The sequence below is a fragment of the Listeria farberi genome, from assembly GCF_014229295.1.
Taxonomy (GTDB): Bacteria; Bacillota; Bacilli; order Lactobacillales; family Listeriaceae; genus Listeria; species Listeria farberi.
Genome location: NZ_JAARZL010000005.1, coordinates 69,337 through 93,040 on the forward strand (window position 1 = coordinate 69,337; position 23,704 = coordinate 93,040).

General features: G+C 36.3%; 20 protein-coding genes. All 20 read left to right on the forward strand.

Annotated features, from left to right (window positions below; all coding sequences use genetic code 11):
* Positions 1-298: 298 nt before the first annotated feature.
* The 20 genes from degU (at position 299) to pstB (ending at position 23,698) form a co-directional block, all read left to right on the forward strand.
* Complete coding sequence (degU, locus tag HCB38_RS12485; RefSeq protein WP_003749520.1) at positions 299-985, forward strand: two-component system response regulator DegU; 687 nt, start codon at positions 299-301, stop codon at positions 983-985.
* Positions 986-1,005: 20 nt separating this feature from the next.
* Positions 1,006-1,857: a fatty acid kinase binding subunit FakB gene (locus tag HCB38_RS12490; RefSeq protein WP_185319908.1), complete on the forward strand. Its 852-nt coding sequence runs from the start codon at positions 1,006-1,008 to the stop codon at positions 1,855-1,857.
* A 196-nt stretch (positions 1,858-2,053) separates the two neighbouring features.
* Complete coding sequence (locus HCB38_RS12495) at positions 2,054-3,373, forward strand: ATP-dependent helicase ComFA (protein ID WP_185638695.1); 1,320 nt, start codon at positions 2,054-2,056, stop codon at positions 3,371-3,373.
* The gene (locus HCB38_RS12500; RefSeq protein ID WP_185638697.1) at positions 3,366-4,022 is read left to right on the forward strand and encodes a ComF family protein; all 657 of its coding nucleotides are present in this window, start codon (positions 3,366-3,368) and stop codon (positions 4,020-4,022) included. Before HCB38_RS12495 ends, HCB38_RS12500 begins: the two co-directional genes overlap by 8 nt.
* 194 nt (positions 4,023-4,216) lie before the next feature.
* Positions 4,217-4,774 carry a ribosome hibernation-promoting factor, HPF/YfiA family gene (gene hpf, locus HCB38_RS12505; protein WP_185319905.1) on the forward strand — a complete coding sequence of 186 codons (558 nt, stop codon included), beginning with the start codon at positions 4,217-4,219 and terminating at the stop codon, positions 4,772-4,774.
* Between the two features lie 229 nt (positions 4,775-5,003).
* Entirely contained in the window at positions 5,004-7,517 is a 2,514-nt protein-coding gene (secA, locus tag HCB38_RS12510) for a preprotein translocase subunit SecA (RefSeq protein WP_185319904.1), read from the forward strand.
* Positions 7,518-7,602: 85 nt separating this feature from the next.
* Positions 7,603-8,704 (forward strand): peptide chain release factor 2 gene (gene prfB, locus HCB38_RS12515; protein ID WP_185619380.1). Its coding sequence is split into 2 segments (ribosomal slippage): positions 7,603-7,674 and positions 7,676-8,704, totalling 1,101 coding nucleotides; the frame shifts between segments, so codons are not numbered across the junction.
* A 5-nt stretch (positions 8,705-8,709) separates the two neighbouring features.
* A complete protein-coding gene (locus HCB38_RS12520) occupies positions 8,710-9,573 on the forward strand; it encodes a YitT family protein (protein WP_070752443.1) in 864 nt (287 codons plus the stop codon).
* Between the two features lie 504 nt (positions 9,574-10,077).
* Positions 10,078-10,764: a cell division ATP-binding protein FtsE gene (gene ftsE / locus HCB38_RS12525; RefSeq protein WP_003772335.1), complete on the forward strand. Its 687-nt coding sequence runs from the start codon at positions 10,078-10,080 to the stop codon at positions 10,762-10,764.
* Positions 10,754-11,638, forward strand: a complete 885-nt coding sequence (ftsX, locus tag HCB38_RS12530; RefSeq protein ID WP_185319902.1) for a permease-like cell division protein FtsX — start codon at positions 10,754-10,756, stop codon at positions 11,636-11,638. Before ftsE ends, ftsX begins: the two co-directional genes overlap by 11 nt.
* Positions 11,639-11,714: 76 nt before the next feature.
* The gene (locus HCB38_RS12535; RefSeq protein ID WP_185608123.1) at positions 11,715-12,941 is read left to right on the forward strand and encodes an NlpC/P60 family protein; all 1,227 of its coding nucleotides are present in this window, start codon (positions 11,715-11,717) and stop codon (positions 12,939-12,941) included.
* Positions 12,942-13,062: 121 nt separating this feature from the next.
* Positions 13,063-14,379, forward strand: coding sequence for a murein hydrolase activator EnvC family protein (locus HCB38_RS12540; RefSeq protein ID WP_185619383.1), 1,317 nt, complete (start codon positions 13,063-13,065; stop codon positions 14,377-14,379).
* A 123-nt stretch (positions 14,380-14,502) separates the two neighbouring features.
* Complete coding sequence (gene cls, locus HCB38_RS12545; protein ID WP_185319899.1) at positions 14,503-15,951, forward strand: cardiolipin synthase; 1,449 nt, start codon at positions 14,503-14,505, stop codon at positions 15,949-15,951.
* 32 nt (positions 15,952-15,983) lie between these two features.
* Positions 15,984-17,159, forward strand: a complete 1,176-nt coding sequence (locus HCB38_RS12550) for a PDZ domain-containing protein (protein WP_185319898.1) — start codon at positions 15,984-15,986, stop codon at positions 17,157-17,159.
* Between the two features lie 150 nt (positions 17,160-17,309).
* Positions 17,310-18,020: a response regulator transcription factor gene (locus HCB38_RS12555; protein ID WP_185319897.1), complete on the forward strand. Its 711-nt coding sequence runs from the start codon at positions 17,310-17,312 to the stop codon at positions 18,018-18,020.
* Complete coding sequence (gene pnpS / locus HCB38_RS12560; RefSeq protein WP_185638699.1) at positions 18,020-19,795, forward strand: two-component system histidine kinase PnpS; 1,776 nt, start codon at positions 18,020-18,022, stop codon at positions 19,793-19,795. The genes HCB38_RS12555 and pnpS overlap by 1 nt, the downstream gene beginning before the upstream one ends.
* A gap of 255 nt (positions 19,796-20,050) precedes the next feature.
* Positions 20,051-20,959 carry a phosphate ABC transporter substrate-binding protein gene (locus HCB38_RS12565; RefSeq protein ID WP_003763937.1) on the forward strand — a complete coding sequence of 303 codons (909 nt, stop codon included), beginning with the start codon at positions 20,051-20,053 and terminating at the stop codon, positions 20,957-20,959.
* Positions 20,960-21,051: 92 nt separating this feature from the next.
* Positions 21,052-21,975, forward strand: a complete 924-nt coding sequence (pstC, locus tag HCB38_RS12570; RefSeq protein WP_003741167.1) for a phosphate ABC transporter permease subunit PstC — start codon at positions 21,052-21,054, stop codon at positions 21,973-21,975.
* On the forward strand, positions 21,972-22,856 hold the full coding sequence (pstA, locus tag HCB38_RS12575; protein ID WP_185319895.1) for a phosphate ABC transporter permease PstA: 885 nt from the start codon (positions 21,972-21,974) through the stop codon (positions 22,854-22,856). Before pstC ends, pstA begins: the two co-directional genes overlap by 4 nt.
* 26 nt (positions 22,857-22,882) lie before the next feature.
* Positions 22,883-23,698 carry a phosphate ABC transporter ATP-binding protein PstB gene (gene pstB, locus HCB38_RS12580; RefSeq protein ID WP_003725427.1) on the forward strand — a complete coding sequence of 272 codons (816 nt, stop codon included), beginning with the start codon at positions 22,883-22,885 and terminating at the stop codon, positions 23,696-23,698.
* Positions 23,699-23,704 lie beyond the last annotated feature (6 nt).

Below are 23,704 nucleotides of genomic sequence, written 5' to 3' on the forward strand. Positions count from 1 at the left end.
GCGGGTGAAGTGGTGGCAAATTCGTGTTATAATAAAAACTACTATTACTTTAGACTGGTTTTTAATTGCATTTTATAGGCATATAGAAGTAATTTTCTAGAACCTTACTGTATAATTAAGTAACAGTTTGTAATGGAAATAGGTCGATTTGAGTTAAATAGTACTTAAAAGAGAAAAGTTTAATTGCCAATTTTATGGCAGGGATTATAAGGTTAAGCGTTTTGCTACTAAAAAGGATGATGTTTTCGATTGCAAAGTGGCTTGGTGAAATTAGATAAGTGAAGGAGGAGTAGTCATTATGGCACTCAAAATCATGGTTGTAGATGATCATCAGTTGTTTCGCGAAGGTATCAAGCGAATTTTAGAATTGGAAGATTCTTTTGAGGTCGTAGCGGAAGCTGAAAACGGTAAAAATATCGTAGCAAAAGTTCGTGAATATAAACCAGATATCGTTTTAATGGATATTAACATGCCAACTGTTAATGGACTAGATGCAACAGAAATGTTAGTACGTCAATTTCCTAGTATCAAAGTAATCGTATTGACTATTCATGATACAGATGAATATGTAACAGAGGCGCTTAGAGCAGGAGCAGTAGGTTATTTGCTAAAAGAAATGGACGCGCATGAACTTGTCGAAGCTGTTAAAATAGTAGACAATGGGGGCGCGTATATTCATCCGCGTGTAGCGATTAAATTAATTCGTGAGTATCGACATTTAGCAAGCACAAACACTTCTCAAGGGGTTTATGGTTATCAGCAACCCGAAGTGAAAATGCCTTTGCATATCTTAACACACAGAGAATGTGAGGTATTACAGCTTCTTACCGATGGAAAAAGTAACCGCGGAATTGGGGAAACGCTTTTCATTAGTGAGAAAACAGTAAAAAATCATGTAAGTAGTATTCTACAAAAAATGAAAGTGAATGATAGGACTCAAGCGGTGGTAACGGCAATTAAGCACGGCTGGGTTTATATTCGCTAAAGAAATTTCAGGGGGACTATATGAACGAAAAAATAGCAGTGGTTACTGACAGCACAACTTATTTGCCAGATGAAGTGAAAAAGCAGCTAGGAATTAATGTCATACCACTTTCCGTAATAATTGATGGAAAATCTTATCGTGAAGGAGAAGAACTTTCTACGGCTGACTTTTACAAAAAAATAAAAGAAGCTGAAAATTTTCCGACTTCTTCGCAACCTGCCCCTGGCGAATTTATTAAACTGTTTGAGAAATTAAAAGAAGAAGGTTTTGACACGGTAATTAGTATTCATCTATCCAGTGGTATTAGTGGAACTTTACAAAACGCAGCTTCCGCAGGTGAATTAATCGATGGCTTGAATGTAGTTGCTTATGACTCAGAACTTTCATGTATGGCACAAGGGATGTTTTCCATTAAAGCAGCTGAAATGGCTTTAGCAAATGAACCTTTAGATCGAATTATTTCCGAATTAGATAAGATTAAAAAGGCGCAAGATGCATATTTTATGGTAGATGATTTAAATAATCTGCAACGCGGCGGTCGCTTAAATGGAGCTCAAGCACTTGTAGGTAGTTTGCTTCAAATTAAACCAATCCTTCATTTTAGTGATAAGCAAATTGTTCTTTTTGAAAAAGTTAGAACGCAAAAAAAAGCGTTAAAACGGATTGAAGATATTCTTGAAGTAGCTATCAAAAATAAAAATGCAGAAAAAGCCTATGTTATTCATGGAAATAATCCGGAAAAAGGAGAAACATGGCGTAAACATTTAGAAGCCAAGTTTCCAGAAGTGCAATTTGAATTGAGCTATTTTGGCCCAGTTATTGGTACTCATTTAGGTGAAGGCGCACTAGGGCTAACCTGGTCAATAAAATAGAAAAATCTCTAGCTTTTTAGCTAGAGATTTTTTTGTTTAGGGTAAATTTACTTTTTCGCTAATCTTACCTATTAAAAAAGATTGTTTTACCTTTAACAAAAATAGTATTTTATGGTTAAACTGATGCTGGAAAATAAGAAATTCACTTCTGCAAAGAAATCCAAAAAAGTGTATAACTGAGGAGAGGTGTAGAGCGATGGAAATTTTTCCTGGAAGGTTATATCTAAAGCGTGAACTTGAAACAATTGAAGGTTTAATGGAAATCCTTGCTATTTCAGCTAATCGCTGTTTTCGTTGTGGAAATACAAATCCATTTTTATTTAGCGAAATGTCATGTGCTTTTTGCGGGAGAGAGGATTGTATGTATTGTAGAAACTGTATTGTTATGGGACGGGTAAATAGCTGTCAGAATTTGTATTATCAAAAAGCAGAGATTCTACCGAAAACAAACAAATCTTTTTTGAGTTGGAACGGAATTTTATCTTTAGGGCAAAAAAAAGCTTCAAGTGCAGTTGTTTCAAGTATAAATAAGAGAGTTGATATGCTTTTATGGGCAGTTGCCGGATCAGGCAAAACAGAAATGATGTTTGAAGGAATGGATTTAGCATTAAAGCAAGGTTTTAGAATTTGTGTAGCTTCTCCTAGGGTTGATGTGTGTTTAGAATTATATCCGCGTTTGCAAAACGTTTTTCAAGAGATAGATATAGTTTGTTTGTACGGAGATTCCAAAGACAGTTATCAAGGAGAACAATTTGTAGTTGCAACAACACACCAATTAATTCGGTTTTATGAAACATTTCAAGTTATTTTTATCGATGAAGTAGATGCCTTTCCGTATGCAAAAGATCCTTTTTTAGAATACGCTGTTCGAAAGGCTAGAACAAAAGTAGGCTCGACCATCATAATTACAGCAACTCCAGAGAAGAAATGGCAACAAGAATGCGCGGCCGGTAGACGTAATTATATAAAAATTCCCGCACGCTATCATAGGAAACAATTACCTGTTCCTAGAACTTGCTGGATTGGCCCATGGAATAAAAAATTAGCTCAAGGAAAAATAACCCATAAATTAATTAATTGGATAAAAAAAGCAGAACTTAAAAATCAACCAGCATTAATTTTCTTTCCAGAAATTGAAGCGATGAATCAATTTGCTGAAGCACTTGTAAATTATAATGTTTCCCGGCCGGTAACCGTTCATTCAGCGGATCAGTTACGTAAAGAAAAAGTAGAGTGGTTGCGTAAAGGTAGAATTAAGCTGTTGCTTACAACAACTATATTAGAAAGAGGTGTTACTTTTAAAGATGTTCAAGTAGCTGTATTTGGTAGTGAGGGGAGAATTTTTACTGAAGCAGCATTAGTCCAAATAGCTGGGCGTGCCGGAAGGAAATTAACTCACCCAACTGGAGATGTTTGTTTTTTTCATTATGGACAGACTATAGAAATGAAGCGAGCTATTCGGCATATTAAAAAAATGAATCAGTTGGGTTTTCAAGAAGGCATGTTAGATGGATAATTGTTTACTTTGCTTACTTCCGATTAAACAAACAGCGAGTTGGGAAAGTGGATGGCTTTTTAGTAAGGAAATTTTATGTTGTGCTCATTGTATAATGGGCTTTGAAAAATTAGCTGGACCGCTTTGTACCATATGTAGTAGAGAATCATCTGATAAAGTTTGTAAAGATTGCCAAGGTAGAGAATTATTTCTAGATAGTAATAAATCTTTATACCGTTATAATGATTTTGCTAAAGAATATATGAAACGGTTTAAGTTCCAAGGAGATTATATTATAGGAGCAATTTTTCAAAAGGAACTCAAAAAATATTTCGCCAAGAATAAAGCAACTATTGTCCCAATTCCAGTAAGTGAAGCCCGTAAATTAGAACGAGGATTTAACCAAACAACAGCAATATTGGAACAATCGGACATTCAATATGAAGGGCTTTTAGCGAAAAAACACTCTGAAAAACAATCTAAGAAAACAAGGCAAGAAAGATTAGAAGCAGCGCAAGTATTTTATCTAACTAAAGAGATTGGGAGTGATGAGAAGGAAATAATTTTATTTGATGATATTTACACTACAGGTAGTACTCTTAACTTAGCAGCGCAAGTATTAAAAGAAGCAGGCATGAAAAAGGTATCTTCTTTAACCATCTTTAGATAGTTGAGATTTATCGGCAAAAAAGGTTTGCGGGAGCCTGTTTAGTGGAATAAAATAGTAAATAAAGATAAGTAGATAAATGCTTCTTTACTCTTTGTGCAAATGTTTGCAAAACCTATCGTTTTCACGTAGACTAAGGGTAAGAAGAATACTCTTCTTTATCGTTATTTTTGTTTTATTTCAAAGGAGGAATTGCTATGCTTAAGTACAACATTCGTGGTGAAAATATTGAAGTAACGGAACCGATTCGAGATTACGTTGAAAAGAAAATCGATAAACTAGAACGATATTTTACAGAAACTCCAGATGCTAACGTTCATGTTAATTTAAAAGTATATTCCGATAAAAATGCGAAGGTTGAAGTGACCATTCCTCTCCCAAATCTTGTGTTACGTGCAGAAGAAACTAGTGGAGATTTATATGCTAGCATTGATTTGATTGTGGATAAATTAGAGCGCCAAATTCGTAAACATAAAACAAAAGTGAACCGTAAATTCCGTGATAAAGGTGCAGAAAGAGATTATTTTGCTTATTCGGATGTTAATGGTAGCACACCGCCAGAAGAAAACGAAGGTGATCTTGAAATTGTAAGAACAAAACAATTTTCATTAAAACCTATGGATAGTGAAGAAGCGGTTTTACAAATGAACTTGCTAGGACATAGCTTCTATGTATATACTGATGCTGAAACTAATGGAACAAATATTGTTTATTCACGTAAAGATGGTAAATATGGATTAATTGAAACTAATTAATTATAAAAGATAATTTAGTATGGGGGCCAAAATTTTGGCCTCCATTTTTATTAAGAATGAAGAATATATGACGATTTTGTATTTTTATTTGTTAAAAAGAGATAACCAGTTGTATATTTTATCTAATAAGTGATAGAATTAGTGTGTATATTTTAAGAGAAGATAATTCCTGAAAGTTATCATAGATGAAACTGCGAGACGACAGCGAAAACAGTAGAGGAGAATTTAAATGGCTGGACTATTGAAAAAGATTTTTGAATCAGGAAAAAAAGATGTTAAATATTTGGAGAGAAAAGCAGATGAAATTATTGCTTTAGCAGATGAAACTGCGGCGCTTTCAGATGAAGCCTTACGCGAGAAAACAATAGAGTTTAAAGAACGCGTTCAAAAAGGTGAAACGCTAGATGACTTATTGGTAGAAGCTTTTGCTGTAGCTAGAGAAGGTGCTAAACGTGCTCTAGGCCTATATCCATTTAAAGTTCAATTAATGGGGGGGATTGTTCTCCACGAGGGTAATATTGCAGAAATGAAAACTGGTGAAGGTAAAACATTAACAGCGACATTACCAGTTTATTTAAATGCGCTTTCTGGTGAAGGTGTGCATGTTGTCACAGTCAATGAATACTTGGCGCATCGTGATGCAGAAGAAATGGGAGTTTTATACAATTTCCTTGGACTTTCTGTAGGGTTAAACTTAAATGCTTTATCAAGCACAGAAAAGCGAGAAGCTTATGCATGTGATATTACTTATAGCACAAATAATGAATTAGGATTTGACTATTTACGGGATAACATGGTCGTTTACAAAGAAGAAATGGTACAACGTCCACTAGCTTTTGCCGTTATTGATGAAGTCGATTCCATTTTGGTCGACGAAGCTAGAACACCATTAATTATTTCTGGTGAAGCAGAAAAATCGACTATTCTATATGTGCGTGCAAATACTTTTGTACGTACTCTTACAGAAGAGGAAGATTATACAGTTGATATTAAAACAAAATCTGTTCAATTAACCGAAGATGGTATGACAAAAGGAGAAAACTACTTTGATGTAGATAACCTTTTTGACTTAGAAAATACAGTTATATTGCATCACATCGCCCAAGCGCTTAAAGCTAATTATACAATGAGCCTAGATGTAGATTATGTAGTTCAAGATGATGAAGTCCTCATTGTTGACCAATTTACTGGTCGTATTATGAAAGGACGTCGTTTCAGTGAAGGTTTGCACCAAGCACTGGAAGCAAAAGAAGGCGTTACTATTCAAAATGAATCCAAAACAATGGCGACAATTACATTCCAAAACTATTTCCGTATGTATAAAAAACTTGCTGGTATGACTGGTACTGCAAAAACGGAAGAAGAAGAATTCCGCGATATTTATAATATGCGCGTTATTGAAATACCAACTAACAAAGTAATTATTCGTGATGACCGTCCGGATTTGATTTTTACAACGATTGAAGCGAAATTTAATGCAGTAGTAGAAGATATTGCTGAGCGTCATGCAAAAGGACAACCTGTATTAGTCGGTACTGTTGCGATTGAAACCTCCGAACTTATTTCTAGCAAATTAAAACGTAAAGGAATTAAGCATGATGTACTAAACGCGAAGCAACATGAACGCGAAGCTGATATCATTAAACATGCCGGAGAACGTGGTGCGGTAGTAATCGCAACCAATATGGCTGGTCGTGGTACGGATATCAAGCTTGGTGAAGGTACAATTGAAGCTGGTGGTTTAGCAGTTATCGGTACAGAGCGTCATGAATCACGCCGTATTGATAACCAGTTGCGTGGTCGTTCAGGTCGTCAAGGAGATCCAGGTGTAACACAATTCTATCTTTCTATGGAAGATGAACTGATGCGTCGATTTGGTTCTGATAATATGAAGAGTATGATGGAACGTTTTGGTATGGCAGAAGATGCAATCCAAAGTAAAATGGTGAGTCGTGCAGTTGAATCAGCCCAAAGACGAGTAGAAGGAAATAACTTTGATTCCCGGAAACAAGTTTTACAATATGATGATGTGCTTCGCCAACAACGGGAAGTTATTTATAATCAGCGTTATGAAGTAATTAATGCGGAAAATAGTCTTCGCGAAATCATTGAACAAATGATTCAGCGTACAGTGAATTTTATTGTTTCTAGCAACGCTTCAAGCCATGAGCCAGAAGAAGCATGGAATTTACAAGGTATTATTGATTATGTTGATGCTAACTTACTTCCAGAAGGTACAATTACATTAGAAGATTTACAAAACAGAACTAGTGAAGATATTCAAAACCTTATTTTGGATAAAATCAAAGCAGCGTATGATGAAAAAGAGACACTGCTTCCTCGTGAAGAATTTAATGAGTTTGAAAAAGTAGTATTGCTTCGTGTTGTTGATACGAAATGGGTAGATCATATTGATGCTATGGATCACTTACGCGATGGGATTCATTTACGTGCTTATGGTCAAATTGATCCGCTTCGTGAGTATCAATCAGAAGGTTTTGAAATGTTTGAAGCAATGGTATCATCCATTGATGAAGATGTGGCTCGTTATATCATGAAAGCAGAAATTCGCCAAAATCTTGAGCGCGAACAAGTAGCTAAAGGAGAAGCAGTAAATCCTGCTGAAGGGAAACCAGAAGCAAAACGCCAACCTGTTCGTAAAGATCAACATATTGGGCGAAATGATCCTTGCCCTTGTGGTAGCGGCAAAAAATATAAAAATTGTCATGGTAAAGAAGCATAGATTGAAACAACTAAAAAAGCGCCTGAAAGACGGCGCTTTTTGCTATGAAAGTTTGTAAGTAAATTCAAAAAAGGTGGAATTAAGAATGGAATTAGCAGAAATTCGTAATGAACTAGAAAAAACAGCTCAGCAAATCAAAGATTTTAGGGGGTCTCTTTGACTTAGACAGCATGGAAGTTCGAATTGCTGAGTTAGAAGACCAGATGTTGGATCCGAATTTTTGGAACGACCAACAAGCGGCACAAAAAGTAATCAATGAGTCAAACGGATATAAAGAAACGTATCAAGCTTTTCATGCGCTTGAAGAAGAACAAGAAAGTATGGAAATCAGTTTAGAACTATTAAAAGAAGAGGCAGATGAAGATTTACAAGCAGAATTAGAAAAAGATATTAAAGCATATATGAATACTATCAGCGAATTTGAGCTTAAACTAATGTTAAGTGATCCATATGATAAAAATAATGCTATTTTAGAACTTCATCCTGGTGCCGGTGGTACAGAATCACAAGACTGGGGCTCCATGTTACTACGAATGTATCAACGCTGGTCTGAGAAAAAAGGTTTTAAAGTAGAAATGCTCGATTATCAAGCGGGTGATGAAGCTGGTATTAAGAGCGTTACATTACTCATCAAAGGACACAATGCATACGGTTATTTGAAAGCAGAAAAAGGCGTGCACCGTTTAGTTCGTATTTCACCATTCGATTCATCAGGTAGACGTCATACATCTTTTGTTTCAGTGGATGTTATGCCAGAATTAGATGACGATATTGAAATTGAAGTACGTACAGAAGATTTGAAAATTGATACGTATCGTGCAACTGGTGCTGGTGGACAGCATATTAATACAACCGATTCAGCAGTTCGGATGACACATATTCCATCTGGGATTGTAGTTACTTGTCAGTCTGAACGTTCGCAGCTTAAAAACCGTGAACAAGCAATGAAAATGTTGAAAACAAAACTATATCAAAAAGAACAAGAAGAAAAAGAACGCGAGCTAGCAGAAATTCGTGGTGAGCAAAAAGAAATTGGTTGGGGAAGCCAAATTCGTTCGTATGTTTTCCACCCTTACTCCATGGTGAAAGACCATCGTACAAATTACGAAACCGGTAATATTCAAGCGGTAATGGATGGAGATTTAGACGACTTTATCAATGCATATTTGCGTTCTAGGATTGGATAAGAACGATGACAAATAAAAGGAAAAAGCAACCTTTATCCCCAATGGTTTCTAAATTAATTGAGTATTTATATGTTATTATTGGTGCTGCTTTAATTGCACTAGCCTTCAATGTTTTACTCTTGCCTAATCATGTTGCTTCTGGCGGTGTGAGTGGGATAAGTACAATTATTAACTATTTAACTGGTTGGAATCCAGCATTTATCCAGTGGGCTTTTAATATCCCTTTATTTCTTGCTGGGTTATTCTTCTTAGGGTATCAATTTGGTTTGAAAACTTTTGTTGGTACAATGCTTTTACCTTTCTTTGTGTATTTAACACAAGGATTAACCCCGTGGACACATGAACCGTTAGTCGCTGCATTATTTGGGGGCGTACTAGTCGGTATGGGACTTGGAATTGTTTTTCGGGGCAAGGCCTCAACTGGTGGAACGGATGTGGCTGCCCAAATCTTGCATAAATATTCTCATTTAACTTTAGGAATATGTGTAGCTTTAATCGATGGCTTTGTAGTTATCTCGGCAATGTTTGTTTTTGACATTGAATCTGGACTTTATGCACTTATAGGTCTTTTTGCCACAAGTAAAACCATTGATTTAGTGCAAGTTGGGCTTAATCAATCCAAAACAGTGTTTATTATTTCCGAGAACCAAGAAGCTATCAGACAAGCAATTCTCTTTAAAATCGATCGTGGCATTACTCGTCTTTCAGCAAAAGGTGGGTATACAGAAGATGACAAGCAAATCTTACTTTGTGTTATTGCCCAAAGTGAGTTTTCTAGATTAAAAGAAGTAATAAAAGAAATTGACCCAGAAGCTTTCGTCGTAGTAATGAGCGCAAGTGAAGTTATGGGGGAAGGTTTTACGTCATAAAAGGCACCATTTTCTCCTCTTTTTAGGGAGGAAATGGTGCTTTTTCAAGTTTTTTACTGCGCTATTTAACAATTTGATGACAGGAACCTGTAGTGTAATTGTAGACTTGAAGCAGTTTTGTTCTAATTGGTCTATTCCGGTAGCGATAACTGTAATGTTTTTTAATCAACCTGTAATGTTATTTTGGGTAAAAACAAGTTACAATGTTAGCAGTAGAAAAGACCAACCCAGGTGCTTTTTTATTTTGTCTAAGAAATTATGAATCACAGATAAAGTTTCACAAAGAAATTAAACTCAAAAAAGGTGTATCCTATTACAATAATCAAGATATTGTCATACCCTGAAATATAATTGTAATGCAATTAACCTATAGATGAAAAACTGTCATGGTATAATTAAGCTTATGTTGTGAGTTTAAATTCGAGCCAACAAACAGTTCATCTCCATGGTTACCATGCATTACCTAAAATGTAACTCAGTAGAAAGGCATAGTAAGGTGATAAAATGATATTAATGGAAGATGTGTATAAGAAATACCCCAATGGCATAACTGCTGCTAATGGACTCAATATTAACATTGGCGAAGGGGAATTTGTTTATGTAGTAGGCCCGAGTGGTGCTGGTAAATCAACCTTTATTAAAATGATTTACAGAGAAGAACGAGCGACGAAAGGCAAAATCATCGTAGACAAATTTGATTTGATTAATATGAAAAATCGAGAAATCCCATATTTACGTCGAAACGTAGGCGTGGTATTCCAAGATTACAAATTACTTCAAAGCAAAACTGTTTATGAAAACATTGCTTATGCGATGGAAGTGGTTGAAACTGAGCCGACTGTAATTAAAGAACGTGTTATGGAAGTGCTAGATTTAGTCAACCTTAAGCATAAAGTAAGGATGTTGCCGGATGAACTTTCCGGTGGTGAGCAACAGCGGATATCCATTGCCCGCTCGATTGCCAATATGCCTAAAGTATTAATAGCAGATGAGCCGACCGGTAACCTAGATCCTGATACTTCATGGGAAATCATGAATATCCTTGAGGAAATAAGCAATCGCGGAACAACCATTGTGATGGCAACCCACAACAAAGAAATTGTAAACACGTTGAAACACCGGGTAGTAGCTATCGAGAATGGAAGAATTGTTCGAGATGAGCAGCAAGGAGAATATGGTTATGAAATTTAGGACTGTAGGAAGACATATAAGAGAAAGTTTTAAGAGCCTTTACCGGAATGGTTGGATGACCTTTGCAGCAGCAAGTGCAGTAACAGTAACACTTATCTTAGTCAGCGTGTTTTTTGCAATATTGATCAATATGAACAAGCTTGCAACAGATGTAGAAAACAATGTACAAATTAACGTACATATTTCTCTAAGCGCAGACAAGAAACAGCAGCAAGAACTTGAGAAAAACATTGAGAAGATTAATGGAGTTGATAGTGTCACTTTTTCTTCCAAGGATGATGAGTTGAAGAAATTAGTAGGCGCGTACGGCAAAAACTTCGAATTGTTTAAACAAGATAATCCACTATATGATGTGTTCGTTGTAGAGGCAAAAGAGCCAACACAAACGAAGGCAATTGCTCAAAAAGTAGAAAAATTACAGTATGTAGATAATGTAGAATATGGTGAGAAAACAGTCGACAAATTATTTGATACTTTAAAATGGGGACGTTATGCTGGTATTGTACTAAGCATCGGGTTGTTATTAACAGCAATGTTCTTAATATCAAATACAATTAAGATTGCGATTTTCTCCCGTCGTAGAGAAATAGAAATTATGAAATTAGTAGGAGCAACCAACTGGTTCATACGCTGGCCTTTCGTTTTAGAAGGAGCGTGGCTTGGATTAATTGGTTCGATTGTCCCGGTTGTGTTAACATTTATAGGCTATGTTAACGTTTATAACTTGGTAAATCCGAAGTTGGTGACAAGTTCACTATCACTTCTGCCTCCGACACCGTTCGCCTATCAAATCAGTGCTTTGATTATTGCAATTGGAGTTCTAATAGGAATTTGGGGTAGTGTTATATCTATCCGTAGATTCTTAAAAGTCTAACTAAGAAATTTACTTAACTTGAAATAAAAATAATTTAAAAGAAAAAGCTTAGGGAGCTTTTTAGGAGGTAAACTTTTTGAAAAAGAATACGTTTATTGCGATTTCACTCGCAGCAGTTATTAGTTTGACGCCAGCTTTCACGACAAATGTTTTTGCGGACGTAAATACAGATATTCAAAATCAAGATAAAAAGATTAATGACATCAAGTCTAAAAAAGCAGACTTACAATCAGGTCTTTCTAGTTTAGTAGCAGATCTTGAAAAAGCTCAAGAAAAAGCTAAGTCTTTACAAGGAGATTTCGATAAAACAGGCAAAGAACTCAAACAACTTAATGAAGATATTAAAGCTATCAATGAACGTATTAAAGAACGCGAATCAGTTTTAAAAGACCGCGCGCGTGCAATGCAAAAAACTTCAAATTCTAATGCATACCTAGAAGTAGTTTTAGATGCTGAAAATCTTTCTGATTTAGTTGGTCGTGTTTCTGCAGTAAACCAATTAGTTGATTCTGACAAATCTATTTTAGAAGATCAACAAAATGATGAAAAAGCCTTAAAAACTAAACAAACTTCTGTTAAGAAAAAACAAGAAGAACAAGCAACAGCAATTCATGAATATGAAGCACAACAAAATAAAATCGAAGCACAAAAAGCTGAAAAAGAAGCAATCGTTGCTCAACTTGCTTCTGATCAAGCAAGTGCTGAAAACGCAAAAGCTGGTCTTGTAAGTGAACGTGATAAAGCAGCTAAAGAAGCTACTGCACGTGCAACAGCTTTACGTGAAGCAACATCTTCTAACGTTGGTCAAGAAGAAAAAGCAACAACTAAAACTGTAGCAACATCAAATGATTCTTCTGGTTCAAGTAGTAATTCTTCATCAAAATCTAACTCAAATGGATCTGCTAGCGAATCTCCAAGTGCTCCAGCTCCGTCTGGCAGCGGATATTCAGCAATGATTTCTGCAGCAAGAGCTCAACTTGGGAAACCTTACAGCCTCGGTGCAACTGGACCAAGCGCATTTGACTGCTCTGGATTCACTTCTTATGCTTTCCGTGCAGCAGGAATTTCTCTTCCAAGAACTTCCGGTGCTCAATATGCAGCAGCTTCAAAAGTTAGTGCTAGTCAAGCAAAACCAGGCGATTTAGTATTTTTCAACTATGGTGGCGGAATTGCTCATGTTGGAATCTATGTTGGTGGCGGACAAATGATTAATGCTCAAAATAACGGTGTTAAATATGACAACATCACTAGCGGTTACTGGGCTAAATATCTTGTAGGATATGGTCGCGTAGCTAGCTTCTAATCATTATTGAAAAGTTAAAAAGCACCTTTGTCGATTTTTAAAACAAAGGTGCTTTTTTATATGGAATAGTAAGGGAATTAACAAGTTCCTAATGAAATAGATAATAGAAAAGGAGCTTAATATGTTAAAAAAATATGGGGTAACATTAGCGTTAAGTGTTGTAATAGTTTGCGCGCCACTTAGTGCAAATGCGGATAGTATTAATGATATGCAAAAGCGTCAGAATGAAATTGAACAAAAAAAATCAGAAATTGACAAAAACCTAGATACAAAAAATTCAGAACTAAACCATTTAGAAAGCGCTGAAAAAGATGCAACAAAAGAGTTAGAATCTCTTTTAAAAAGTATTGATGAAACAAATACAAAACTAAAGGCACAAGAAGAAAAAGTGGAGTCTGAGAATAAAAAGTTAAAGCAATTAAAAAAAGAAATTGAAAAGTTGCGAAATGATATAAAAGATCGTCAAAAAGTACTGGATAGCCGTGCACGAGCAATCCAAACTACAGGCACAGCTACATCATATTTGGACATGGTTTTTGAAGCAGATGATTTTAAAGAATTAGTTGATCGTGTAACCGTTGTGTCAGCTATTGTAAAAGCAGATCAAAACATTATGCAAGATCAAAAAGATGATCAAGATAAATTAAAAGTAACTGAAGCAAGTTCACAAAAAAAACTAGAGAGCCTAAAAGTATTAGCAATGGATTTAGAAGTTTCGCGAAATAATATGGAGAGCCAAAAAGCTGAAAAAAACGATTTAGTTATGGCTCTAGCAAATAAAAAAGACTTAACAAAAAACGAACAAGCATTATTAGCAAATGAACAAGGCTCATTAACAATGGAAGAAAAAAAATTAGCATCTAATATTGCTGGTGAAAAAGCAAAACAAGAAGCAGCAATTAAAGCAGCCGAAGAAAAACGTATTCAAGAAGCAGCAGCAAACGCTAAAAAAGCAAACGAAAGTAAAGCTGTTGTAGCACAATCACCTAGTTCAAATGCGCCAAGTATACAAGAAAAAGTAAGCTCAAGTGGCGGACAATTTATTAAACCAGCAGCAGGTATTTTAACTTCCGGCTTTAGTGATCGTACAAATCCAGTTACAGGTCAACACGAGTCACATAAAGGTCAAGATATCGCAGCAGGTGGAACAGTTACTGTTTCTGCAGCAGCTTCAGGAACAGTTGTCTTTTCAGGATTTGGAGCATCAGGTAGTGGTTTTGGTGGCTATGGTTACGTAGTTAAAATTGATCATGGTAATGGATTCCAAACATTATATGGTCATATGCGTGCGGGTAGCCTAAAAGTAGTAGCTGGACAGCAAGTATCACAAGGACAACCAATTGGAATAATGGGCTCTACGGGTCAATCCACAGGTCAACATTTACACTTTGAAATTCATCAAAATGGCGTCCCGATTGATCCAGCACCTTATCTTTAATAGAAAACCATTGACTTAGCCGTCAATGGTTTTTTTTCTGATTGAAAACGAACTGGAATAGGCTAAATGATGATTTTATGATATGATACTACTATCAGTTTGTGCAAGAAAAGGGGGAACACAATGGGACTGTTGACTTATTTATTAGTTATTTTACTAATTTTAAATGTATTCTTTGCGGCAGTGACGGTCTTCTTAGAAAGACGGGATACATCCGCCACTTGGGCTTGGTTACTAGTCTTAACTTTTGTTCCAATTTTTGGTTTCATTATTTACTTGATTTTTGGGAGAAAACTATCAGGGAAAAAGATTTTCGATTGGAAGGGACAAGAAAAAATTGGAATACAAGAATCAACTGCTAATCAGATAGAGATGATTCGACAAAAAGAATTTCCATTTAGCGATCCGAATGTTAAAAAACATCGGGATTTAATTTACTTACTACTTGTAAATGATGGAGCTATTTTAACACAAGATAATGAAGTAGAGCTTTTTATTGATGGACATGAAAAATTTGATGCGTTAATTGCAGATATTGAGAAAGCAAAGGATCATATTCACTTGATTTATTATATTTTTCATTCAGATGAACTTGGAAATCGCTTGATGCGCGTGCTTGAACGAAAAGCAGCAGAAGGTTTAAATGTGAAAATTATTTATGATGCCATGGGTTCACGAACAACGAAAAAGTCATTTTTCCGGACTTTTGAAAAAAATGGTGGCATCGTTAGACCTTTTTTTCCATCAAAATTACCATTAATTAATTTTCGATTAAATTACCGAAATCACCGTAAATTAGCAATTATTGATGGAGATATTGCGTATATTGGTGGATTTAATATTGGTGATGAGTACCTAGGCCTATCCAAAAAATTTGGATATTGGCGCGATACGCATCTTCGTGTGCATGGAAAAGCTGTTTACGCGATGCAAACTCGTTTTATTATGGACTGGAATTCAGCATCATCTACTCATAAAATTGATTATAAATCGAGATATTTCCCTACTTTTCACGGGAAAGGGCATACAAGCATGCAAATTGTATCAAGTGGACCAGATTCTGAATGGCAACAAATTAAAAATGGTTACATAAAAATGATTAATGCTGCCAAAAAGACGATTTATTTGCAATCACCATATTTTATTCCAGATGCTAGTTTGCTAGAGGCGATTAAAATCGCGGCACTTTCTGGCGTCGATGTGCGAGTAATGATTCCTAATAAACCTGACCACGCCTTTGTTTACCGAGCAACCACAAACTATGCGGGGGAATTAATGGAAACAGGAGCAAAAATATTTATTTACGACAATGGTTTCATTCATGCAAAAACATTAGTGGTTGATGGTGAAATTGCTTCGGTTGGAACAGCTAATATGGATTTTCGTAGTTTTAGACTGAATTTTGAAGTAAATGCTTTTATCTATGAAAAGAAAATGGTCCAAAAATTAGAAGATGCTTTTTTAGAAGATATTTTGAAATCGTATCAACTAACTCCAGAATTATATGCAAAACGATCATTATGGATCAAATTTAAGGAAGCGGTAAGCCGACTTTTATCACCTATACTATAGAAGTAATTTTTTAAGAAAGCTGGTGTAGAAAAATGGAAGTTTTTATTGAGATACTTAAAGGAATAGGAAGACTATTTTTACAACCAGCATTTTATGTAGGGATTATTCTAGTGATAATTGCTGGTTTTAACAGGGTTAAATGGGAGCGAAAGTCATTTAGTATTCGTGTTTATTCACCGATGCTTGAATTGAAAAATTTCTTTGGAATAGGTTTGCTATTTGGCATAGGGATTTCGGTTGTTACGGCAATAATAGGGTTTAGTGTATCGTTAGAATGGGTGGCAATTTTTAATACAGTTGCCTGCTTTTTATTGATTATAGGAATGTTTCGACTTAGCTCCACGGCTTTTACAATTGGGATTACGAGTCTCGCTTTTTATTTCTGTTATTATTTTGATATTAATTTAGCGCCATTTACGAATACAGATTTTAATTATGATGCGATATTTATCGATAATTTTATGATTTCAATGACATTTTTACTCGCATTGTTACTTTTTGTGGAAGCTTTTCTTATCCAATATACAAGTGCGAAAAACCCCTCACCATCACTTAGAAAAAGTAATCGTGGTAAACTAGTTGGCTCTTTTCAATTAAGAAAATTATGGTTTGTCCCACTTGTTGTTTTTATTCCTGGGGATGTATTTACAAAAATATTTGAATGGTGGCCAGTTTTTACCATTGGTGCACATTCCTATTCATTGATTATTTTACCGTTATTTATTGGATTTCAACAGCGGGTACAAAGTCAGCTTCCAGAAGAGGCGAGCCGGAAAATTTCAGTTCAAGTTACAACACTTGCGACTATCATTGCGGTGGCAGGACTACTTGGAATTGTTATGCCAGTTCTTACATTATTTGCCTTTATGTTTGCTGTGATTGGACGCTTTTGGATTTCGTATCGTCATTACCAAGCAGAAAAAATATTGCCGAAAAAATTTGGTCCACAAGCAGATGGACTTGTTGTGCTCGGTGCACGTGAAGCCACTCCTTCTGCCCGTTTAAACTTAAAAGCAGGAGAAAAAATCACAGAAGTTAACAACCAACTAGTTCATACACGCGAAGAATTATACGAGGCACTTAACTTAAACCGGGCTTTTTGTAAGTTGAAAGTAATTGATAATGCTGGTGAACCTCGCTTTGAGCAGACGGCACTTTATGAAAACGAATCATTTGAACTCGGGTTATTGCTAGTCGAGCCAAGGTAATGTTAAGACACCAGTGTTGTTTGAAAGCAGCATTGGTGTTTTAAGTTTTTGTAAAGATAAGATTAATATAAATGCATTTCTACCCGAAAATAGTTAATTCATGCTATATTTTAGATAAAAGGGATACATAAAGAAGGGATGGGAAGTAAGTTGGTAAAAATTCTTGTAGTTGATGATGAAGCTTCTATTGTTACCTTGCTGCAATTTAATATTGAAAAAGCTGGATTTGATGTAGTAACAGCGGAGGATGGTAGAACGGGGTACGAACTTGCTCTATCAGAAAAACCAGATTTAATTGTACTTGATTTAATGCTCCCTGAAATGGATGGAATTGAAGTAACGAAAAAACTCCGCCAAGATAAAGTTGGGGTTCCAATACTAATGTTAACTGCCAAAGATGAAGAGCTAGATAAAATCATTGGTTTAGAGTTAGGTGCAGACGATTATATGACAAAGCCTTTTAGCCCGAGAGAGGTTGTCGCGAGAATAAAAGCGATCTTAAGACGGACAGAAGGTAAGGCAGAACTTCCAGAAGAGCAAAAAGAAGATACAGAGGCGACCATTTTAATTGGTGAGTTGAAAATTTTGCCAGATAGTTATGAAGTATACTTGCAAGATAATCTATTAGATTTAACACCGAAAGAATTCGAGCTATTGTTATTTTTAGCTAATCATCGTGGCAAAGTTTTTTCAAGAGATCAATTGCTTGATACGGTTTGGAACTATGATTATGTTGGTGAAACTCGAATTGTAGACGTTCATGTAAGCCATTTGCGCGATAAAATTGAACTTGATACGAAACAACCGAAATACATTAAAACAATTCGCGGATTTGGTTATAAAATGGAGAATGTAAAATAATGAAAAAATTATGGTTGAAAATTGGTTTATCCTTTTTTATTTTATTCTTTGTTGTGATGGTCATAGTGGGTATTTTCTCTGGAGAATTAATGAAATCCACTTATTTAACGATGAAAGAAAATCAACTAGAAGACGATGCGAAAATTTTACTTCAAACAACTAACATTGAGCATTTGAATTTGGACCAAGATGCTGCGACGATTCAAAAAACGCTGGATCCTTTGGGCGACGAAATTGATGCTCGTATCACGGTGATTGATAATGATGGCAATGTTGTAGCCGATACTAAAAAAGACCCAGAGAACTTAAACAACCATATGAACCGCCCAGAAGTAGCTGATATTCTTGAAAAAGGGAAAAGTGTTGGCATTTCTATTCGAGAGAGTGACTCACTTGGTTACAGTATGCTTTATGTGGCTGTTCCTGTTAAACACCAAGGAGAGACAGACGGTGTTTTAAGAATTTCAATTTCTCTTGAGTCGGTTGATGCGGCTGTTGCTAAACTTTGGGGTAACTTAGCGCTTATTTTTGGCATTGCTTTAGTTATTATTGCTGCAATCAGTGTCTTTATTGCTAGAAAAATTACTAAACCAGTGAATGAGATTATTGAAGTTTCGACTGATTTGGCTAATCATAAATACGATAGTCGCATTCATGGTAAAGTAAGCGGTGAGCTTCAAGACCTTTCTGTTAGCGTTAATATGTTAGCAGAAAGTTTAGAAACTCAGATGTTCGAAATTAAGCAAAATGAACAACGACTTAATGCCATTGTTCAAAACTTAGTGAGCGGTGTAATGCTTATCAATGTTGATAAACAAGTCATCATGACCAATCGGACGATGTATCAAATTTTAGGAGAGACCGAAATTACTGGAAAACCATTTTATGAAGTAATTAAAAGTTTCGCTCTTAGCCAGTTAATAGAAGCAACATTTGAAACAAAGACGATGCAACAAAAAGAAATTATTCTTTATTTCCCACGAGAGATGATTTTAGATGCAAGTGTTTCGCCAATTTTAACAGAAAATGGTGAGATTACCGGGATAATACTACTTTTACATGATATAACTCAAATTCGCCATCTGGAAAATGTTCGTTCTGAATTTGTTACAAATGTGTCGCATGAACTAAAAACCCCAGTAACTGCACTAAAAGGGTTCGCGGAAACACTACTCGACGGCGCAATGTACGATGAAATGCTACTCAAAAAATTCTTAACGATTATTAAAGAAGAAAGTGATAGGCTTCATCGATTGATAATGGATATTCTTGCACTTTCGAGAATTGAACAAAATCCTGTGACAGAAAAAACAGAGCTAGTGGAAGTAGATGAAGTCATCGAACAATCTGTCCGGACCATTTTTGAAATGGCGACCGAAAAAAATATTCAAGTATCTGTTCCAGAAAAAAATCTACCACCTATCATGATTGAAACAGATCGCGATAAATTGCAACAGATTTTAATTAACTTACTTTCTAACGCAATCAATTACACGCCAGTAGATGGAAAAGTAAAAGTTAAATTAATCGAGCAAGAAGCAGAAGTTATCATAGAAGTAACTGACAACGGAATCGGAATCCCAGCTAAAGACATTGACCGCGTGTTTGAACGATTCTACCGAGTGGATAAAGCGCGTAGCAGACACTCTGGCGGGACTGGACTTGGACTTTCTATCGTCAAACATTTAGTTGAAAACTGCGGCGGGCGAATCGAAGTGGAAAGCCAAGAAGAAGTTGGCTCGACCTTCCGCGTCACTTTACCAAAAAAAGCCTAATAAAATATCCTGTTTGAAAGAATGTAATCTTTCGGACAGGATATTTTTATTTTATTTACGAAAGGAATAAATTTGGTGTCATAATTTACCAGTTTGCCTTTTTTTTGAAAGATATTCATAAAAAAGTTTACATTTTCGACAAAAAAAGCGGTAATTTACAATTACTTAACATTAGCTACACACCACCTTAAATCTCAAACGTTATAGTAATACTTGTAAGGAATAACAATTAAAAAACAAGGTGGGAATAAGATAATGAAAAAGAAGTATTTGGGAATAGTAGCAATGTTAGCAGCAGTAATGCTTGTCTTCGCAGCATGTGGAAGTGACAGCAGTTCAAAAGATAAAGCAAACGGATCAACAAAAGGGGATAAAGAAGTTTCTGGCTCATTAACAGCAGTCGGCTCTACGGCACTTCAACCACTCGTTGAAGCAGCTTCCAAAGAATTTACAAACACTAACCCTAAAGCTCAAATCAATGTGCAAGGTGGCGGTTCTGGAACTGGTTTAACACAAGTACAACAAGGTGCTGTTGAAATTGGTAACTCAGACGTATTCGCTGAAGAAAAAGACGGCGTAGATGCTTCGAAACTTGTTGACCATCGTGTAGCAGTTGTCGGAATGGCTCCTGTAGTAAACAAAGATGTAGGCGTTAAAAACATTACTAAACAACAATTAATCGACATTTTCACTGGTAAAACAACTAACTGGAAAGACGTTGGTGGTAAAGACGAAAAAATTACAATCATTAACCGTGCAGAAGGAAGCGGAACACGTGCTACTTTCGAAAAATGGGGACTTGATGGTAAAACACCTGTTAAAGCACAAGAACAAGATTCATCCGGTACAGTTCGTAAAATCGTAAGTGAAACTCCAGGAGCAATCAGCTACCTAGCATTCTCTTACATTGACGCTTCTGTGGTTGGTCTTTCGCTAGACGGCGTTGAACCAACAGAAGAAAAAGTTGCAACTAACGACTGGAAAATCTGGTCTTATGAACATATGTATACAAATGGCGAACCAAAAGGTCTAACAAAAACTTTCTTAAAATATATGACTTCTGATGAAGTACAAAACAATATCGTACCACAACTTGGTTACCAATCAATCAAGTCCATGAAAGTGGAACGTGATGCATCTGGTAAACTAACTGACGTAAAATAAAAGAATGAAATGGGCGTCTATCCTAGTAATATCAGGATAGACGTATACCCATGTTAGGAGTAAACATGGGAGGAGAAAGGAGCTTACGTGACTTGGAAGCGATAAAAGAAAAGAAGCTTACACAAACTTCTAAAAAGGCGCATCTAGAAACTAGAGGCAAAATTATTACATTCATCTGTATTTCTATCATGGTTATTGCCGCAGCGTCTATTTTGTTTTTTGTTATATCGAAAGGTTTAGCAACATTTACTGTCAATAAAGTGTCTTTTGTTGATTTTATAACTGGAACAGACTGGAATCCTTCGCAAAAAGATGCGAATGGCAATCCTCTAGTTGGTGCTTTGCCAATGATTATTGGTTCTTTTGCAGTAACGCTTTTTGCCGCTTGTATTGCAGGACCACTTGCTATTGGTGCAGCTATCTTTATGGTAGAAATTTCACCAAAGTTTGGAAAGAAAATTTTACAACCAGTTATGGAACTTTTAGTTGGTATTCCATCTGTTGTTTATGGATTCATTGGACTAAGTGTTGTCGTTCCATTTATTCGTGACCATATTTCGGGAAGTGGATTTGGTATTGCAGCCGCGACAGTTGTTTTGACAGTTATGATTTTGCCAACTGTTACTTCACTAAGTGTTGATGCAATTAAATCTGTTCCACGTCACTACCGAGAAGCCTCGTTAGCGCTTGGAGCAACACGTTTCCAGACGATTTGGAAAGTAGTACTTCGTAGTTCGCGTTCTGGGATTTTGACAGCGATAGTATTCGGAATGGCACGTGCATTCGGTGAAGCTCTTGCTGTACAAATGGTTATCGGGAACTCTGCCGTTATTCCAACATCCTTATTTGAACCAGCTTCGACATTAACTAGTATTTTAACAATGGGTATGGGAAATACGGTTATGGGTACGCTTGATAATAATATCCTTTGGTCACTTGCAATGGTGCTACTCGCAATGTCACTATTTTTCATCATTGTGATTCGCTTCATCGGACGTAGGAGGAAAGTCAAATGAATGTAAAAACAAAAGATAAAATCGCGACAGGCGTATTCTATGCTATTGCTGTATTAATTGTCATTATCTTAGCTGGTTTATTAGGCTATATTTTAGTAAAAGGTGTTCCGCAACTTAGCTGGAAGTTTTTGACGACCCCACCACAGTCGTTCCAAGCTGGCGGCGGAATCGGTCCGGAAATCTGGAATTCATTTTATATGCTCGTTATTACGATGATTATTTCTGTTCCTATCTCGCTCGGAGCGGGAATTTATATGGCAGAATATGCGCGTAAAAATTGGTTTACAGATTTAATTCGCACAACAATCGAAGTGCTTTCCTCACTTCCATCGATTGTTGTAGGACTATTTGGTTTCCTTGTTTTTGTTATTCAAATGGGGTGGAGCTTCTCGGTAATTTCTGGGGCGCTTACACTAACGATTTTCAATTTACCACTATTAATTCGTGTTGTGGAAGAGGCACTAAATGCTATTCCAAACACGCAGCGTGAAGCAGGGCTTGCTCTTGGTTTATCCAGATGGGAAACAATTACGAGAGTGCTTGTTCCAGCTGCACTACCAGCCATTATTACCGGCGTTATTTTAGCAGCAGGACGGGTATTTGGCGAAGCAGCTGCACTAATCTTTACAGCAGGTCAAAGTACACCAATTCTTGACTTCACAGACTGGAATCCAGTCAACCCAGCGTCACCACTAAACATTTTCCGACCAGCTGAAACGCTAGCTGTTCATATTTGGAAAATTAATGGTGAAGGAATTATGCCGGATGCGCAAGCTGTTTCTGACGGAGCGTCTGCCGTATTAATTCTTTCTGTATTACTTTTCAATATCCTAGCTCGTTTGCTTGGAAAAGTTGTTTATAAACGAATGACCTCGTCGTAAAAAGTCAGGAAAGGAGATTTTAAATGATGTTAACGAAGAAACCGGAAATTAATACAATTTTACAAGCAACGCCAGATCCTCATTCACTTCCTGCTGCAATGGCGACCGAGGATTTGCACGTATACTATGGAGATAATCACGCAATTAAAGGTGTCGATTTGACGTTCCCGGAAAATAAAGTGACAGCTTTGATTGGACCATCTGGGTGCGGAAAATCCACTTATTTAAGAGCATTAAACCGGATGAACGATGAAATTGATGGTTGCCGTATGGAAGGACAAATTTTATACGATGGGATTAATATTAATCGTAAAGAAGTTGATTTATACAATGTTCGTAAAGAAATAGGCATGGTATTCCAAAAACCAAATCCATTCACGAAATCCATCTATGAAAATGTTGCTTTTGGACTTAAACGTCACGGGATGAAGAATAAAAAAGAAATTATGGAGCGCGTGGAGAAAAGCTTGCGCCGTGCCGCTCTTTGGGACGAAGTAAAAGACGATTTAGGAAAAAGTGCGCTATCACTTTCTGGAGGACAGCAACAACGACTTTGCATCGCTAGAGCTGTTGCAATGCAGCCTAAAGTATTACTACTTGATGAACCTGCTTCAGCGCTAGACCCAATTTCCACAAGTAAAATTGAAGATTTAATTAATGAGTTGAAAAATAAATATACTATTATTATCGTGACGCATAATATGCAACAAGCGGCTCGCGTTTCTGACTATACTTCTTTCTTTTATCTAGGAGAAGTCGTGGAGTTCTCAGGAACATCCGAACTTTTCACGAATCCACAACAAAAACAAACCGAAGATTATATTTCTGGTAACTTTGGCTAGAAAGGA

Bases quoted from the DNA above. Each gene is read 5' to 3' on its own strand.
- HCB38_RS12495 (WP_185638695.1), top strand. From the start codon at position 2,054: ATGGAAATTTTTCCTGGAAGGTTATATCTAAAGCGTGAACTTGAAACA.
- hpf (WP_185319905.1), top strand. From the start codon at position 4,217: ATGCTTAAGTACAACATTCGTGGTGAAAATATTGAAGTAACGGAACCG.
- ftsX (WP_185319902.1), top strand. From the start codon at position 10,754: ATGAAATTTAGGACTGTAGGAAGACATATAAGAGAAAGTTTTAAGAGC.
- HCB38_RS12540 (WP_185619383.1), top strand. From the start codon at position 13,063: ATGTTAAAAAAATATGGGGTAACATTAGCGTTAAGTGTTGTAATAGTT.
- pstA (WP_185319895.1), top strand. From the start codon at position 21,972: ATGAATGTAAAAACAAAAGATAAAATCGCGACAGGCGTATTCTATGCT.
- HCB38_RS12565 (WP_003763937.1), top strand. From the start codon at position 20,051: ATGAAAAAGAAGTATTTGGGAATAGTAGCAATGTTAGCAGCAGTAATG.
- ftsE (WP_003772335.1), top strand. From the start codon at position 10,078: ATGATATTAATGGAAGATGTGTATAAGAAATACCCCAATGGCATAACT.
- HCB38_RS12550 (WP_185319898.1), top strand. From the start codon at position 15,984: ATGGAAGTTTTTATTGAGATACTTAAAGGAATAGGAAGACTATTTTTA.
- pstB (WP_003725427.1), top strand. From the start codon at position 22,883: ATGTTAACGAAGAAACCGGAAATTAATACAATTTTACAAGCAACGCCA.
- HCB38_RS12500 (WP_185638697.1), top strand. From the start codon at position 3,366: ATGGATAATTGTTTACTTTGCTTACTTCCGATTAAACAAACAGCGAGT.
- HCB38_RS12520 (WP_070752443.1), top strand. From the start codon at position 8,710: ATGACAAATAAAAGGAAAAAGCAACCTTTATCCCCAATGGTTTCTAAA.
- degU (WP_003749520.1), top strand. From the start codon at position 299: ATGGCACTCAAAATCATGGTTGTAGATGATCATCAGTTGTTTCGCGAA.
- cls (WP_185319899.1), top strand. From the start codon at position 14,503: ATGGGACTGTTGACTTATTTATTAGTTATTTTACTAATTTTAAATGTA.
- HCB38_RS12490 (WP_185319908.1), top strand. From the start codon at position 1,006: ATGAACGAAAAAATAGCAGTGGTTACTGACAGCACAACTTATTTGCCA.
- pnpS (WP_185638699.1), top strand. From the start codon at position 18,020: ATGAAAAAATTATGGTTGAAAATTGGTTTATCCTTTTTTATTTTATTC.
- secA (WP_185319904.1), top strand. From the start codon at position 5,004: ATGGCTGGACTATTGAAAAAGATTTTTGAATCAGGAAAAAAAGATGTT.